The following is a 14,297-nucleotide window of genomic DNA, read 5'->3' as shown; positions in this document are numbered from 1 at the left end:
TGCGTGTGGATGCCCTGGGTGCGGCGGCGGGCTTACGGCACGGGCGTCTTGGCCGCGCCCCTGTCGGCCGGGCCGGTCGCCGATCCGGCCGGGACGGACTCCGGGGTCCGCTCCCGCTCCCGTAGCCGCTGCCTCGGCTGCTTCGCCCGCTCGCGCGCTATCGCCTTCGCGATCTTCCGGGCGTCGAGGGCGATTTCGCGGAGCACGCCACTGATCGGGGTGGTGAAGCCCGTGAAGTACAGGCCGGGTGCGGCGGCCGGGCTGCGGCGGCCGTGGGCTGCCGGGAGCCCGCGGGCGTCCAGCACGCCGAGGTGGCCGACCAGGGGCTCCAGGGCGGTGCGGTAACCCGTCGCCGCGATCACCGCGTCGGGGGTGACGCACGAGCCGTCCGCGAGAACGACCGCGCCGGGACGGCTGTCCTGGCCGCTGGGCGCGTCGCCCTGGTCGTCGGGGGTGCGGCTCTCGAAGGAGGCGATCGTGGCTACCGGCTCGATCCGGCCTTGGCGCACCGCCTTGACCAGTCCCATGTCCAGCACCGGGGCCATGCCCGCCTTGGCCCGTACGCGGGGGCCGGTGGCGGGGCGCGGCAGGCCGTACGCGGACAGGTCGGGGGAGGCGAGCCGCGCGAGCGGACGGCTCAGCCGGTCGACCAGCCCTGCCGGGACGCGTCGGAGCAGCACGCCGCTGCGCTGCGCGGGCCAGCCGAGCGTGGAGCGCCGCAGGATGTACGGGGCGGTGCGGACCGCGAGCCGGACCCGTTTCGCGCCGCCTTCCGCCAGGTCCACGGCGATTTCCGCGCCAGTGTTGCCGACGCCCACGACGAGGACGTCCTGTCCGGCGTACGGGGCCGCGTCGCGGTAGTCGGCGGCGTGCAGCAGTCGGCCGGGGAAGGCGTCGCGGCCCGGCCAGTCCGGGAGGTGCGGGGCGCGGTTGTGCCCGGTGGCGATCACCACCGCCGAGCCGGTCAGCTCGCGCCCGCCGCTGCCGTACAGCAGCCAGCCGTCGCCCGCGGGTGCGCGGTCGATCCGGGATATCTCCACGCCGGTGACGATCTCCAGGTCGTGGAACTCGGCGTACCGCTCCAGGTAGCGGACCACGTCGTCCCGCGACACCCACCGCCCGGAGGAACGCGGGATGGGGAGTCCGGGCAGTCCGGAGAGCCGCCGGGTGGTGTGCAGCCGGAGCCGGTCGTAGTGCTGGCGCCAGGAGGCGCCGACGGAGTCGGACTTCTCGAGCACGACGGCCCGCACCCCGCGCGCCCGCAGCGCGGCCGCCGCGGAGAGTCCGCCGGGGCCGCCGCCGATGACGTATACGGGGTGTTCCGGGTGAGGTTGCGAGATGTCGGCCATAGGCCGGAGCGTAACGGCCTATGGCCGTTGAGGTGGTCAGGTCAAGAGAGGAAGGCGTATACCCGCGTACCCCTTGCGCGCGGTGCGCCCCGCCCATAGAACTGACGTACCGTCAGATTGGGTGGGCAGGGCAGGGCAGCCAAGGCAGGCAGGCAGGGGGGATCATGCAGACGATCTGGCTCGGCGGCGCCGAGTGGCTCGCGGTGCTGCGTATCGGGCTCGGCCTGTGGTGGCTGGAGAGCTGGCGACACAAGGACAAGAAGGGCTGGTTCCAGCGCGGCACCGGGATCGCCTGGGCCGCGGACGTGGCGGGCAAGCACCGGTGGTCCCTGGTGCGGACCGGCTTCGCGAAGATCGTGGAACCCCGCCCGAAGGCCATGGCGTACGTCGTCGTCTACGCCGAACTCGCCCTGGGCCTCGGCCTGATATCCGGCTTCCTCACCCCGATCGCCCTGGTCGGCGGACTCCTGCTGAACCTCCTCTACCTCACCTTGATGATCCACGACTGGGCCGAGCAGGGGCAGAACGCGATGATGGCGCTGATCTCCCTGGTCGCGCTGTTCGCGATGTCCTGGCAGACCTGGTCACTCGACCACGCGATCGGAATCTTCTGATGCCCCCCGAGGCCGCCACCCGCTTCGACCTCCCCGAGCCCGACGCCTTCACCCGCCCCTACTGGGACGCCGCCGACGACGGCCGACTCCTGCTCCGCCGCTGCCGCGCCTGCGACCGCGCCCACCACTACCCGCGCGAGTTCTGCCCGCACTGCTGGAGCGAGGACGGCGAGTGGACGGAGGCGAGCGGCCGGGCCACGCTCTACACCTGGTCCGTCGTCCACCGCAACGACCTCCCGCCGTTCGGCGCGCGCACCCCGTATGTCGCGGCCGTCGTCGACCTCGCCGACGGCCCCCGGATGATGACGGAGATCGTGGACTGCCCGGAGAGCGACCTTCGGATCGGGATGCGGCTGCGGGTCACGTTCCGTACGGGAGAGGAAGGGGCGGGGGCGGGGACGCCCGCCGTGCCGGTGTTCCGCCCGGAACCGGAACCGGGGCCGGAACCGGGGCCGGGGCCGGAATAGGAACCGGGACCGGGACCGGGACCGGAATAGGGATGCCGTCGCGCGGGGCGACGGGATTGAATGACGGGATGACCGAACACGCGCCGCGGGGGACGGCGCACCTCGCACTGCGGGTCGACGAGCTGCTCCTGCGCCCCTGGCGGCCGGACTCCGCCGGCGACGCCGAGGCGCTGCTGCGCGGCTTCTGTGACCCCGAGTTCCGGCGCTGGAACACTCCGGGCCAGCCGATGGACACCCTCGCCGACGCCCGCGCCAGGCTCCAGCGCCAGGCCGAACGCCAGGCGTGCGGCGAGCTCGCGCCGTTCTGCGTCACCGACGCGGCGTCCGGCGTCGTACTCGGCCACGTCTCGCTCAACGCGATCCAGGCGCACACCCGCTCCGCGAACGTCGGCTACTGGGTGCTCCCGGAGGCGCGCGGCCGCCGTATCGCCTCGCGCGCACTGGAGGCGGTCACCGCCTGGGGCTTCGACGCGGTGTCCGGACCCGGCCTGTACCGCGTCGAACTGGACCACGCGATCGGCCACGACCTGTCCTGCCGCGTCGCCGAACGCTGCGGCTACCTGTACGAAGGCACCCTGCGCGGCGCGGCCCCCGACCCCGCCAGGCCCGGCGCCTTCCGCGACGCCCACCTCCACGCCCGCCTGGCCACCGACCCCGGCCCCGGCCTCCGTCCCCGCCCCGCGGAGGGCTCCCCGTAGAACACGGGTGCGCGGGGCCTCAGGCCCTCAAGGCCACAGCAGCCTGCTGCTCCAGGCCGCGCCTGCGCCCGTGCCTGCGCCTGCGTCCGTACCCGTGCCCGTGTCGTCGGCTCTGGTGCGCTCGTAGCGCAGGCGTACGTGCTGCCGCCGCGCGTCGCCCTGGAAGAACTCCACCTCGTCCGGCTCCAGCACGTACAGCGTCCAGGACGGCACCGGGGCGGACGGCTCGGCCACGGCCCGTTGCCATGCCGCGTCGGACGCGCGCGCCAGCTCCTCCCGTGCGGCGAGCGGCTCGCTCTGGCGGCCCACCAGCGCCGCGGCCAGCGCGCCCGTCGACCGCGCGTGCAGGTCGGCCTGGCCCTCGGCGGGCGGTGCGGCGGCGGCCCGTCCCCGTATCCGGATCTGGCGGCCCTGCGTCGGCCAGTAGAAGTGCAGCGCGGCGGCCGGGTTCGCGGCGAGCTGGCGGCCCTTGCGGCTGCCCGCGTGCGTGGCGAAGTGCCAGCCGCGGTCGTCCGCGTCGTGCAGCATCAGGGTCCGTACGTCGGGGCGGGACGCCGCCGCCCCGGTCTGGGCCGGGTCCGCCGTCGCCAGTTGCATGACGTGCGGCTCGGGCTGCCCGGCCGCCACGGCCTCCGCGAACCACCGGTGGAACAGGGGGAGCGGAGCGGCGGGGGCCGTGTCCGGGTCGAAGGCGGGCAGCTCGGTGTCCCATACGCGTTGCGCGCGCAGGAGGTCGCGGAAGGCGGCGGCCGCGGCCTGCGGGTCGTGGTCAGTCATGGGCCCATTCTCAGTCCGGTTCCTGGTCCGGCGCGACGCACAACTGCGCCAGCACGACCATGTACAGCAGCGCCGGATCCACGAACTCTCCCTCACCGGGCGCGCCGCAGCGCCAGCTCAGCGGGTACGTGTTGCCCTCCGGGGCCGGGACCCCGATGTACTGCTCGCGCGCGGTCCGCCCGAAGCACTTCGCCCCAGGCGGCCAGTCGTGGCCCCGGCTCGCTCCGGGCGGGATCAGGAAGTACGTCCAGCGCCCGCCGGAGATCTCCCGCACGACGGGGCCGGGGTTGCCCTCAGTGAGCGCGGCGAGGTGGTGCACCACGGCCTCACCGCGTACGCCGCGCACGCGGATGGCGTCGAAGTGGACGCCGGTCTTCCGGAGTTGGAGCCCGGAGGCAGGTACCCAGTCTGGGGTGTTTTTCCTCGTCATGGCTACGAGCATCTGGGTTGTTGCGTAGCGTGACCAGGAGTACACGATTCACATCGGGGCGGTGTGGAGAGGGTGGTGGCGGTTGTGACCACGAGTGAGACCAGCAATGTGCAGCCGTCTCCGGCTCGGCTGCATGTCGGAGACCTGATCAAGAACTTCCGTGCGCGGGCCGGACTCACACGGAAGGACGTCGCGGAGCGGCTGCTCATCTCGGAGTCGCTGGCGGGCGCGTACGAGAGAGGGGAGCGCATCCCCACCTCGGACTTCCTGCGGGACGCGGACTCGGTGCTGGACGCGCGGGGCGCGCTGAAGTCCTGCATTCCGCTGATGGAGGAGGAGAAGTACCCGCCCACGTTTGTGGGGTGGATGCGGCTGCAGAAGGTTGCGGCGAGCATCAGCGCGTACGAGAGCATGTTGTTTCCGGGGCTTCTTCAGACTGAGGACTACATCCGGGCTCTGTACGAGACGCGAGTACCACAGCTCACCGAGGCCGACATCGAGAAGAATGTGGTGGCGAGACTGGAGCGCCAAGCGGTGTTGAGCCGCGACCCGCTGCCGATTGTCGGCTATGTGATCGAGGAGTCGGTGCTGCAAAGGCCGATCGGTGGGCGTGAGGTGCTGAGGGGCCAGCTCCTGCACGTACTGGAGTGTATGCGGGAAATGCACCACATGACGGTGCAGGTGATGCCCACGGGCAGGCATGTGCACGCGGCGCTCCAGGGGCCGATCTACCTGCTGAGCACTCCGGAAGGCCGCAACGTGGCCTACGAAGAGGGGCAGACGGGCGGTACGGTGATCTCCAAGCCGCAGCAGGTCAATCAGCTCATCGGCCGCTTCGGCACCCTGCGGGCCCAGGCGCTCACGCCGTGGGAGTCCGCGGAACTGATTGAGAGGATGGCGGAGCAGCTATGAACGCCGAACTGGCGTGGTTCAAGAGCAGCTACAGCGGCAATGAGGGCGGTGAGTGTCTCGAAGTCGCCTACGACTGGCGCAAGTCCAGCTACAGCGGCAACGAGGGCGGCGCCTGCGTAGAGGTAGCTGCCTGCCCCCACACCGTCCACATCCGCGACTCAAAGGTCCCGGACGGGCCCACCTTCACCGCGACTCCCGCCGCCTGGACCGCCTTCCTGGGGCTCGCCGTTCAGCGCTGACCGGCGTCGGGGAGGGGGCCGAGCTGCTGCCACATGCCGTCCTCGTCGAGGCGGTCGAGCCACAGGGGCTGTACGTCGGCGGAGTGTCCGCCGCTCGGCGAGTAGGTTCCGGTGAGGCCGTCCACCTGGGCGCTGCTCAGGGCGCGCCAGAGTTCCGTTCTGGCTCTGGTGACCGAGGACGTCGACCGCCGCGGCATCGACTTCAGGGCCGCCGCGAGCAGCCTGGTCGCCTGGAGTTCCTCCAGCGCGCCCCGCCGCTCGGGCAGTGCGCCCACCTCGCGGCAGAAGTCGGGCGACTGATTCGTGCAGTCCGCGGGCGAGACCTGGCGGGATACGGGTCGGAAGCGCAGCGTGCCGGGTGGGGTGAGAGGGTCGGGTTCGTCGTCGTCGACTGTGCAGTGTGATCCGTTGTCGCCGTTGGAGATGAGAATCTCCCCGTCGAACCCGGCCTTGCGCAGGTTGCGGGCGGAGTCGCTGTTCCGCTGTGCCCCCGAGCCGAGGATCACGATGGAGTCCGGGCGGGTCCGGGCCAGCAGCCTACGGGTGTCCATGGAATTCTGTGCGTCGGTCGTGTTCTCGAAGGACACGGTGTTCGCGGGTTTGGCGGCGAACGCGTCGTGCAGTGCCTCCGCGACCGCCGCGCTGGTGGAGGTGGACGGCAGGATGAGCAGCTTGTCCGCGTCGACGCGGGTGTCGAGGTACCTGCTCAGCTGGGCGGCCTGGTCTGCCGGGTCGGGCTGGATGGCGAGGTGGCGGTCGGCTTGGGGCCTGGGCGCGCCGACGCCTCCGTAGCAGGTGCTGATGATCGGGACCAGGGCGCCGGTCCCGATGTCGAAGCCGTTGGTCTGGCCGATCACCGCGAGGAGCCTGGGGTGTTTGTGGCGCAGCGCCTTCAGGGTGTCGGAGCTGCCGTACTTGCTGGGCTTCTCCGTCACGACCTGGGGCAGGTGCTCGGGGTCGGTCGTCGGGGAGAGCGCCTTGTCGAGTGCTTCCTTCAGGCGGTTCGCCAGCGGGTCGCCGGTCGGGGCGTCCGGTCTGCCGCGGGTGAGGACCGCGATGACGTACGGGTCCGCCGCGTCGTCGACCGTGGCCGATGAGGACGTGCCGCCGGGGCTGGATGCGCGGGAGTGGTGCTCGACGTTCTTGACGACGAACGCCCCGCCGCCCAGCAGAGCCAGGGCCAGCGCGATCGACACGGCGGTTCGGCGCGCTTCCGACGGGGCGTCGGGGGACGGGACGGGGGCCCGGACGGAGGCGAGGGTGGGGGTGGCCGGGATGGGATCGGTACGGACGTACCGCTCGCCCGCTCTGGGGACGGGTTTCGGCGCGGGTTTCGGTGGCGCGCCGGGTACTGGGGCGATTCGGACGTACCGGGGCCTGACTGGGGGCGGGGGAGAGGCGGGCTCCGGCTCTGACTCTGACTCTGGCTCCGGCTTGGGCTCGGGGCCAGACTCCGGCTCTGACTCCGGCTCCGGCTCCGCGTACGCCTCCCGTACCTCCCGTATCTCCCGTACGCGCTCCAGCGCCGCCCCCGCGTTCTGAGGCCGGTCCTCCGGGTCCTTGGCCATCAGGTCCAGGACCAGGCGGTCCACGTCCGGGCCCAGTTCGGTGCGGGCGCGGCTCGGCCGGAGTGGGGTGTCATTGAGGTGGTTGTACATCACCCCGGCTGCCGGACCGACGAACGGCGGCCGCCCGACGAGGAGTTCGTACAGCACGCAACCCAGCGCGTACAGGTCGATCCGCCCGTCGCCCCGCTCCATGCGGAACTGCTCCGGGGCCATGTACAGCACGCTGCCGATGGGCATCATGCCGGTGCGGGTCAGCCTGGAGGCCGACTCCGCGCCCTCCAGGAAGGTCGCGATGCCGAAGTCCATGACCTGGACCGTGCCGTCCGCGCCCGCCATCAGGTTGGCGGGCTTGATGTCGCGGTGGACGACGCCCGCGCCGTGGGCGACTTCCAGGGCCTTGCAGATCTGCCCGGTCCAGTCGAGCGCGGTGTCGAGGGCGACCCGGCCCTCGTCGCGCAGCACTTCGTGGAAGGCGCGCCCGGTCAGCAGCTCCATGACCAGGTACGGGATGGCGTCGCCGGTGTCGTCGCCGGGACCGCCGTCGTGCCCGGTCCTTTCGCCGGTCCTGTCGCCGCCCTCGGCACGCCCCGTCCCGTGGTCGAAGACCGTGACGATGTGCGGGCTGCTCAGGGCCGCCGCCGCACGGGCCTCGCGCCGGAAGCGGGCGAGGAGTTCGGCGCGTTCGGTCTCCTCGATGTCGCCCGGTGGTGAGAAGACCTTGACCGCGACCCGGCGGCCCAGTTCCTCGTCGCGGGCCCGCCACACCTCGCCCATGCCTCCGGCCCCGACGGACTCCTCCAGCCGGTACCGCCCGTCCAGCAGACTCCCCCGCATCACGTCCCCCGTCCCCCGTGCGCAGCGCTCTTTCGAGCGTAGCCGAACGGCGGCGACTCAGCGCGGGTCCTGCCAGCCGCTGCGCCCGCTGGTGCGCAGGCGCGAATTGACCACCGAGGAGCTGGTGGCGCGGGTTCCCTAGCCGCCGCCCTTCGACGCGGCCGCCGCCGCGCGATACGGCACGCTGGTGGCGCTCACCGTCGCGGCCAAGCGGAACCCGCGTCCCCGCAGGGTCGACCTGATGATCGCGGCGATCGCGTCCGCCGAGGGACTGCCCCTCTTCACTCGGAACGCCGATGGCTTCAAGGGGTTGGAGAGCGCCGTGGAAGTCGTCGCCGTCTGACGCGGGGTGCGACTCTGATGCTCCTTGTCCCGTACGGGCATTCCGCCGTCACCCCCTGGCGAGTACGACCGTCCCCGACGAGCAGAACCAGCCGCCCGTGCCCGAGGCCACCGCGAGCTCGGGCAGTCGTCCGCGCGCCTTGCGCACCTGCCGCTCGCCCGCCTCGCCGCGCAGCTGCCGTACCGCCTCGACCAGCAGGAACAGGCCGCGCATGCCGGGGTGTTGGGCGGACAGGCCGCCGCCGTCGGTGTTCACCGGGAGCTGGCCGCCGCGGGTCAGGCGGCCCTTCTCGACGAAGGCGCCGCCCTCGCCCTTGGCGCAGAAGCCGAGGTCTTCGAGGGTCACCAGGGTCATGTAGGTGAAGGCGTCGTAGAGTTCGGCGATGTCGATGTCGTCCGGGCGGACGCCCGCGCGCTCGAAGGCGAGGCGTCCGCTGACGGCCGCGGGGGAGACGGTGAAGTCGTCCCACTCGGACATCGTGGTGTGTGAGACGTGCTCGCCCGCGCCCAGGATCCAGACCGGAGCCTTCGCGCAGTCGGCGACGTACTCCTCGGCGACCAGGAGCACGGCCGCGCCGCCGTCGCTGCGCAGGCAGCAGTGCAGCTTGGTGAAGGGGTCGGCGATCATCGGGCCGCTCAGGACGTCGTCGGCCGTGATCGGGTCGCGGAACATCGCTTCGGGGTTGTGCGCGGCGTTGGCCCGTGCCTGTATGGCGACTTCGGCGAGCTGTTCCAGGGTGGTGCCGTACTCGTGCATATGGCGGCGGGCGGCCATCGCGTACTTGGCGATGAGGGTGTGTCCGTAGGGGGTCTCGAACTGGAGGGGGCCGCGGGCGCCGAAGGAGAGGCCGCCGGTGCGGCGGCCCGCCCTGATGTCGGCGCGGGCGGTGGAGCCGTAGACCAGGAGTACGGCGTTCGCGTGCCCGGCCGCGATGGCGTCGGCCGCGTGGGCCGCCATGACCTCCCAGGTGGAGCCGCCTACGGAGGTCGAGTCGACCCAGGTGGGGCGGAGCCCCAGATACTCGGCCGTCTCGATCGGGGCGAGCGTGCCCAGGCCCGCCGACGCGAAGCCGTCGATGACGCGCCGGTCCAGGCCGGAGTCGGCCAGGGCGCGGCGGGCGGCCTGGGCGTGCAGGGCGTAGGGGGTGGCCTCGTCGACGCGGCCGCAGTCGGCCAGGGCGGCCCCGGCCACGGCGACCTTGCGGGGGCGACGGGGGCGACGGGGGCCGCGGGGGGCTGCGGCTGGGGCCGCGGCTGGGGCGGTGGTTATGGGTGCGGCTGTGGCTGCTGGCGGCGAGGGCGGCATGAAACTGACGGTACATCAGATAATGGGCGAGGGTAGCCCGTACGGGCTCTGTGCTTACGAGGGTGAGCGGCCTAACATGACGGCCCGTCAGATTCGAGGGAGGACCCGCCGATGGACGCCGCCTTCACCGCCGAGCAGCGGGAGATCCGCCGCACCCTGCGCGAACTCCTCGCCAAGCGCTGCGGCCCGGACGAGGTCAAGGCGGCGGTCCGCACCGCCGCGGGGTACGACGAGAAGCTGTGGCTGGCCCTGTCGCGTGAGCTGGGGCTGCCGGGGCTCGCGCTGCCCGAGGAGTTCGGCGGCGTGGGCTGCTCGGTGACCGAACTCGCCCTGGCCTGCGAGGAGACCGGCCGCGCGCTGCTGCCATCGCCGCTGCTCGCCACGGCCGCGCTGACCGCGCCGCCGCTCGCCCGGCTCGGGACTCGGGCGCAGCGGCGGGAGCTGCTGTCCGCGCTCGCGTCGGGGAAGCTGACCGGGGCCCTGGCGGTGCCGGGCGCGGCGCTCGCCGCCGCGCTCGGCCTCTCCGGGGGCGGCGCGGGTCCCGCCGCCGGAGACTGGGCCGGTGGCGGGCGGGCCGGGGGCGTGCAGGCCCGGCACGGCGAGGGCGGCTGGGCGCTGTACGGGCAGGCCGGGCAGGTGCTCGACGGGCACCGGGCGGGGCTGCTGGTCGTGGCCGCGCACACCGGGGGGTACGCCAGGTCCCGGACGCTCCTGTTCCTCGTACGGGCGTCCGCGGCCGGGGTCACGGCGGTGCGGCAGACCACGCTGGACGAGACCCGGCCGCAGGCCCGGATCGAACTGCGGGACACAAAAGCGGAGTTGCTCGGGGCGGACGACGCGGACGCGGTGGCGGACGCGCTGGCCGCGACCGGCCGCACGGCGGCCGCGGTGCTCGCGGCGGAGGCGGTGGGTGCGGCGGACCGGGCGCTGGAGCGGACCGTCGAGTACGTACGGCAGCGGGAGCAGTTCGGGCGGGCGATCGGGTCTTTCCAGGCCGTCAAGCACCGGCTGGCCGATGTGTACACGGCGGTGCGGGCGGCGCGCTCGGCGGCGTACTACGCGGCGTGGGACACCGGCGCGGCCGGGCTCGCGCTGGCCCAGGCGCTGGAGGCCCTGCGCACGGCCGCGGCGGAGGCGGTGCAGTTGCACGGGGGGATCGGGTTCACCTGGGAACACGAGGCGCATCTGTATCTGAAGCGGGCGGCGGGGGACGAGCTGCTGTTCGGTCCCGCGCACCGGTTGCGTGCGTGTGCGGCGGAGGGCGCGGGCCTCTTCGCCGACGGCCGGTCCGGTGCCGTCGAGGGCGTGACGGCCTGATGGCGGCGTCGGTCGGACTGCGGGTGGTGCGGTGGGTGTCGTCCACGCGAGTGTTCGCGAAGGTCGCGCCGCATTGCGTGCCCGCGATGGACCGGCTGGTGCACCGGCTGACGCGGGGCAGGGTGCTGCCGAGCGCGCGGATGCTGCCGGGGGTCGTGCTCACGGCGCGCGGGGCGAGAAGCGGGCTGCCGCGGCGTACGCCGCTGGCCTGCGTGCCGGAGGAGGCGTCCGGGACATGGGTGCTGGTCGGGTCCAACTTCGGGCGGCCAGGACATCCCGCCTGGACCGCGAACCTGCTGGCGCATCCGGAGGCGGAGGTGAGCTGGCGGGGGACGGACATTCCGGTGCGGGCCCGGTTGCTGACGGGGGACGAGCGGGCGGCGGCGTGGGCGGCGGTGCTGGAGTTCTGGCCGCCGTACGCGACGTACCAGGCACGGGTGTCCCGCGAGATCCGGCTGTTCCGCCTGGAGCGGCGAGGGTGAATCCGGCCGGGTGAACGGGCCCCTCACACGCCGGATGCCGACGGCGGCCACCGCGAGGCGGCCGCCGTCGGCATCGACGGACAGGACGGGACGGTACGGGTCAAGGGCGGTACGGGGTACGGATCAGGGGCGGGACGGGTTAGGGCGGGACGCCGGTGGGCTGCGCCGCCGCCTACTTCGTCGGCTTGCGCCCCGTGATCCCCAGATGTACCAACAGTGCCAGGTTCGGTTTGAGTTCGGCCTGCTTCACGCCCCAGGTCTGAAAGCCCTTCTGGTGCGACGCGACCGCCGCGAGCATCGCGACCAGCGAGCCGGACATCGCCGCCGCGCTGACCTCCTTGTCGACCTTGCCCTTGGCCTGGAGCTCCTTGACCGTGTCGGTAAGGGAGTTGGTGACCGAGTTCAGGACCTTCATGCGGATCTTGTAGAAGCGCTTGTCGCCCTCGGCGGCGCCCAGGTCGACCACCCGCAGGATCGCCTCGTTCTTGCGCCAGAAGTCGAGGAACCCGTCGACCAGGTCCTGCGCCGCCTGCCAGCCGGACTTGCCGACCCAGGCGCGGCCGGTCACGACCTCCGTCAACCCCGCGCCTTCCGCCGCCATTTGCTCGGCGATCTCCAGGACCGCGCCCTCGACGTCCGGAAAGTACTGATAGAAGGTCGCGGGCGAGGTTCCGGCCTTCCGGGCCACATCGATGACCTTGACGTCCCGGTAGGGGGACGAACTGAGCATTTCGCTGAGGCAGTCGAGCAGCTTCTGCCGCGTCGCCTGGCCGCGCCGACCGGCGACCCGGCCGTCGACCGTACGTACCTGTCCTGTCATGTCGTCAGCTTACCGAGGGGTGATCGGGGCGCGATTCGGCCGACTGCAAACGGGTGTGGGGCCCGTGACCCGGCCTGCGTGGTCCGTGAGATCCCGTTACGTTGAGTGTGTGCCGGGCAGCGCAGAGCCCCGCCGTACGGGAAGGACCAGGCCCATGGCCGACGCAGACGCGCCCGCGGGCGCGGCCGGGGGGTACCCCGAGGGGACTCCCTGCTGGGTGGACGCGCAGCTGCCCGACGTCGAGGCGGGCAAGCGCTTCTACGGGGAGCTGTTCGGCTGGACCTTCGACACGGACACCAGCGCGTACGGGAGCTACGCGCTGGCCTGCCGCGAGGGGAAGGCGGTCGCTGCGCTCGCGCCCAAGCGGGACGGGCGGATGCCCACCGTGTGGACGGTGTACTTCGCCACGCCCGACGTGCGCGCGCTCGGGGCCAGGATCAGGGACGCGGGCGGGCAGCTGGTGAGGGAGCCGATGCCGGTCGGGCCCGCCGGGGCGATGGCGCTGGCCGCCGACCCGGAAGGGGCGGTGTTCGGGCTCTGGCAGAGCGGCGGCCGTCCGGGCTTCGAGAGGAAGGGCGAGCCGGGGTCCTTCTGCTGGACAGAGGTGTACTCGCGGGACCCGGCCCTGGTGGACCCCTTCTACGAGGGCGTGTTCGGCTTCGGCGGGTTCGACCTCCAGGACGCGGGCGCCGACTACCGCACCTGGTCGCCGCCCGGCGCGGAGCCGGGCCCGGACACCGCGATCGGCGGCCGGGCGGTGGTCACCGGGACCTTCCCGGCCGAGATGCCCGCGCACTTCCTGACCTACTTCACCGTCGCCGACTGCGACGCCGCGGCGGCCGACGCGCGGCGGCTCGGCGGGCGGGTCACGGCCGAGCCCTTCGATATTCCGTATGGGCGGATGGCCGCGCTGGTGGACAATCAGGGTGCGGCCTTCGCCGTCCTCCAGGACTGAAGGGCTATCGCCGGGTTTGCCCGTTTATCGGCGGTTGCGGGCGAGACACCCCGATTCGTCCTCGGGTTCGCAACCGTTGCCCCGGACAGGAAGAATCAGGGTGCGTGCCGCCGTCGCGGCGCGGCGGTGAGACGCTGACCGATGGCCGTGTGCCGAGGCCGTACGGTGCGGACTCACACGACCTCGCGCGGTCCCGCGCGGTCTGGTACGGGGAGGTGGCAGGCAAGGTGATGGAACAGCTGACGCAGCACGATCCGCGGCGGATCGGGCCGTTCGAGGTCCTGAGTCGGCTCGGTGCCGGCGGCATGGGTCTGGTCTATCTCGCGCGTTCGGCGTCCGGCCGACGCGTGGCGATCAAGACGGTCAGGACCGAGCTCGCCGAGGACCAGCTGTTCCGCGTCCGCTTCACCCGCGAGGTAGAGGCGGCCAGGGCGGTCTCCGGCTTCTACACCGCCGCCGTGGTGGACGCCGACCCGCGCGCCGCGGTGCCCTGGCTGGCCACCGCGTACGTACCCGCGCCCTCGCTCGAGGAGATAGTGAACGAGTGCGGGCCGCTCCCGGCCAAGGCGGTGCGCTGGCTGGCGGCCGGGATCGCCGAGGCGCTGCAGTCCATCCACGGCGCGGGTCTGGTGCACCGCGACCTCAAGCCGTCCAATGTCCTCGTCGTCGAGGACGGGCCGCGCGTCATCGACTTCGGCATCGCGTCCGGCGTGTCCAACACCCGGCTGACCATGACCAACGTGGCCGTCGGCACGCCCGCGTACATGTCGCCCGAGCAGGCGAAGGACTCGCGCAGCGTGACCGGCGCGAGCGACGTCTTCTCGCTCGGCTCGACCCTGGTCTTCGCGGCGACCGGACACGCGCCCTTCCACGGCGCCAACCCCGTCGAGACGGTCTTCATGCTGCTGCGCGAGGGCCCCGACCTGGAGGGCCTGCCCGATGAGCTGCGGCCGCTCATCGAGGACCTCATGCACATGGAAGCGACGCGGCGGCCCAGCCCCGCTGACCTACAGGCGCAGCTCGCGCCGCACCTGTTCGCCGCGGGCTCGGACGACAGCGGTACGGCGTCGGCCTGGCTGCCGGAGCGCTCGGTGGCGATGATCGAGGCGCGCCGGGGCGTCCAGGAGCGCGTCGAGGAGTTCGTCGCGTACGGGGCCTTCGGCGACGGCCGCGCTGCGCTGCATCAG

General features: G+C 72.7%; 16 protein-coding genes. 10 read left to right on the top strand and 6 right to left on the bottom strand.

Going from position 1 to position 14,297, the window contains the following annotated elements; all coding sequences use genetic code 11:
- Positions 1-32: 32 nt before the first annotated feature.
- On the bottom strand, positions 33-1,349 hold the full coding sequence (locus tag ACX6XY_RS26275; RefSeq protein ID WP_460335735.1) for a flavin-containing monooxygenase: 1,317 nt from the start codon (positions 1,347-1,349) through the stop codon (positions 33-35).
- A 164-nt stretch (positions 1,350-1,513) separates the two neighbouring features.
- Between ACX6XY_RS26275 and ACX6XY_RS26270 the strand changes: the two genes are divergently transcribed.
- The 3 genes from ACX6XY_RS26270 to ACX6XY_RS26260 all read left to right on the top strand — a co-directional run bounded on the left by ACX6XY_RS26270 (position 1,514) and on the right by ACX6XY_RS26260 (position 3,128).
- Entirely contained in the window at positions 1,514-1,963 is a 450-nt protein-coding gene (locus ACX6XY_RS26270) for a DoxX family protein (RefSeq protein WP_460335732.1), read from the top strand.
- Positions 1,963-2,430, top strand: a complete 468-nt coding sequence (locus ACX6XY_RS26265; protein ID WP_460335729.1) for a Zn-ribbon domain-containing OB-fold protein — start codon at positions 1,963-1,965, stop codon at positions 2,428-2,430. Before ACX6XY_RS26270 ends, ACX6XY_RS26265 begins: the two co-directional genes overlap by 1 nt.
- A 68-nt stretch (positions 2,431-2,498) precedes the next feature.
- Entirely contained in the window at positions 2,499-3,128 is a 630-nt protein-coding gene (locus ACX6XY_RS26260) for a GNAT family N-acetyltransferase (protein WP_460335726.1), read from the top strand.
- A gap of 27 nt (positions 3,129-3,155) precedes the next feature.
- On the opposite strand, the gene ACX6XY_RS26255 is transcribed toward ACX6XY_RS26260, so the two are convergent.
- Positions 3,156-3,905 (bottom strand): pyridoxine/pyridoxamine 5'-phosphate oxidase, encoded by a 750-nt coding sequence (locus tag ACX6XY_RS26255; protein ID WP_460335723.1) that lies wholly within the window; start codon positions 3,903-3,905, stop codon positions 3,156-3,158.
- A gap of 10 nt (positions 3,906-3,915) precedes the next feature.
- Positions 3,916-4,335 carry a hypothetical protein gene (locus ACX6XY_RS26250; RefSeq protein WP_460335720.1) on the bottom strand — a complete coding sequence of 140 codons (420 nt, stop codon included), beginning with the start codon at positions 4,333-4,335 and terminating at the stop codon, positions 3,916-3,918.
- Between the two features lie 84 nt (positions 4,336-4,419).
- Here ACX6XY_RS26250 and ACX6XY_RS26245 point away from each other — a divergent pair, with 84 nt between their 5' ends.
- Both ACX6XY_RS26245 and ACX6XY_RS26240 read left to right on the top strand, forming a co-directional pair.
- Complete coding sequence (locus tag ACX6XY_RS26245) at positions 4,420-5,247, top strand: helix-turn-helix domain-containing protein (protein WP_460335717.1); 828 nt, start codon at positions 4,420-4,422, stop codon at positions 5,245-5,247.
- Positions 5,244-5,486, top strand: coding sequence for a DUF397 domain-containing protein (locus ACX6XY_RS26240; protein ID WP_460335714.1), 243 nt, complete (start codon positions 5,244-5,246; stop codon positions 5,484-5,486). Before ACX6XY_RS26245 ends, ACX6XY_RS26240 begins: the two co-directional genes overlap by 4 nt.
- On the opposite strand, the gene ACX6XY_RS26235 is transcribed toward ACX6XY_RS26240, so the two are convergent.
- A complete protein-coding gene (locus tag ACX6XY_RS26235; protein WP_460335711.1) occupies positions 5,477-7,888 on the bottom strand; it encodes a bifunctional serine/threonine-protein kinase/ABC transporter substrate-binding protein in 2,412 nt (803 codons plus the stop codon). The genes ACX6XY_RS26240 and ACX6XY_RS26235 overlap by 10 nt on opposite strands.
- A gap of 187 nt (positions 7,889-8,075) precedes the next feature.
- On the opposite strand from ACX6XY_RS26235, the gene ACX6XY_RS26230 reads away from it, so the two are divergent.
- Complete coding sequence (locus ACX6XY_RS26230) at positions 8,076-8,231, top strand: PIN domain-containing protein (RefSeq protein WP_460335708.1); 156 nt, start codon at positions 8,076-8,078, stop codon at positions 8,229-8,231.
- A gap of 48 nt (positions 8,232-8,279) precedes the next feature.
- On the opposite strand, the gene ACX6XY_RS26225 is transcribed toward ACX6XY_RS26230, so the two are convergent.
- Positions 8,280-9,536 carry an acetyl-CoA acetyltransferase gene (locus ACX6XY_RS26225; RefSeq protein WP_460335705.1) on the bottom strand — a complete coding sequence of 419 codons (1,257 nt, stop codon included), beginning with the start codon at positions 9,534-9,536 and terminating at the stop codon, positions 8,280-8,282.
- A 111-nt stretch (positions 9,537-9,647) separates the two neighbouring features.
- On the opposite strand from ACX6XY_RS26225, the gene ACX6XY_RS26220 reads away from it, so the two are divergent.
- Positions 9,648-10,853 carry an acyl-CoA dehydrogenase family protein gene (locus tag ACX6XY_RS26220; RefSeq protein WP_460335702.1) on the top strand — a complete coding sequence of 402 codons (1,206 nt, stop codon included), beginning with the start codon at positions 9,648-9,650 and terminating at the stop codon, positions 10,851-10,853.
- Positions 10,853-11,335, top strand: coding sequence for a nitroreductase family deazaflavin-dependent oxidoreductase (locus tag ACX6XY_RS26215; RefSeq protein ID WP_460335699.1), 483 nt, complete (start codon positions 10,853-10,855; stop codon positions 11,333-11,335). The genes ACX6XY_RS26220 and ACX6XY_RS26215 overlap by 1 nt, the downstream gene beginning before the upstream one ends.
- A gap of 172 nt (positions 11,336-11,507) precedes the next feature.
- Here the strand turns inward: ACX6XY_RS26215 and ACX6XY_RS26210 are convergent, their stop codons facing one another.
- Positions 11,508-12,155, bottom strand: coding sequence for a TetR family transcriptional regulator (locus ACX6XY_RS26210; RefSeq protein ID WP_460335696.1), 648 nt, complete (start codon positions 12,153-12,155; stop codon positions 11,508-11,510).
- A gap of 154 nt (positions 12,156-12,309) precedes the next feature.
- On the opposite strand from ACX6XY_RS26210, the gene ACX6XY_RS26205 reads away from it, so the two are divergent.
- Positions 12,310-13,110 (top strand): VOC family protein, encoded by an 801-nt coding sequence (locus tag ACX6XY_RS26205; RefSeq protein ID WP_460335693.1) that lies wholly within the window; start codon positions 12,310-12,312, stop codon positions 13,108-13,110.
- 227 nt (positions 13,111-13,337) lie between these two features.
- On the top strand, positions 13,338-14,297 hold a 960-nt coding region (locus tag ACX6XY_RS26200), incomplete at its 3' end, for a serine/threonine-protein kinase (RefSeq protein ID WP_460335783.1).

Source organism: Streptomyces sp. O3 (genome assembly GCF_054788135.1).
The sequence above is the reverse complement of the archived record's forward strand: the minus strand, read 5'-3'. Positions and strand labels throughout refer to the sequence as shown.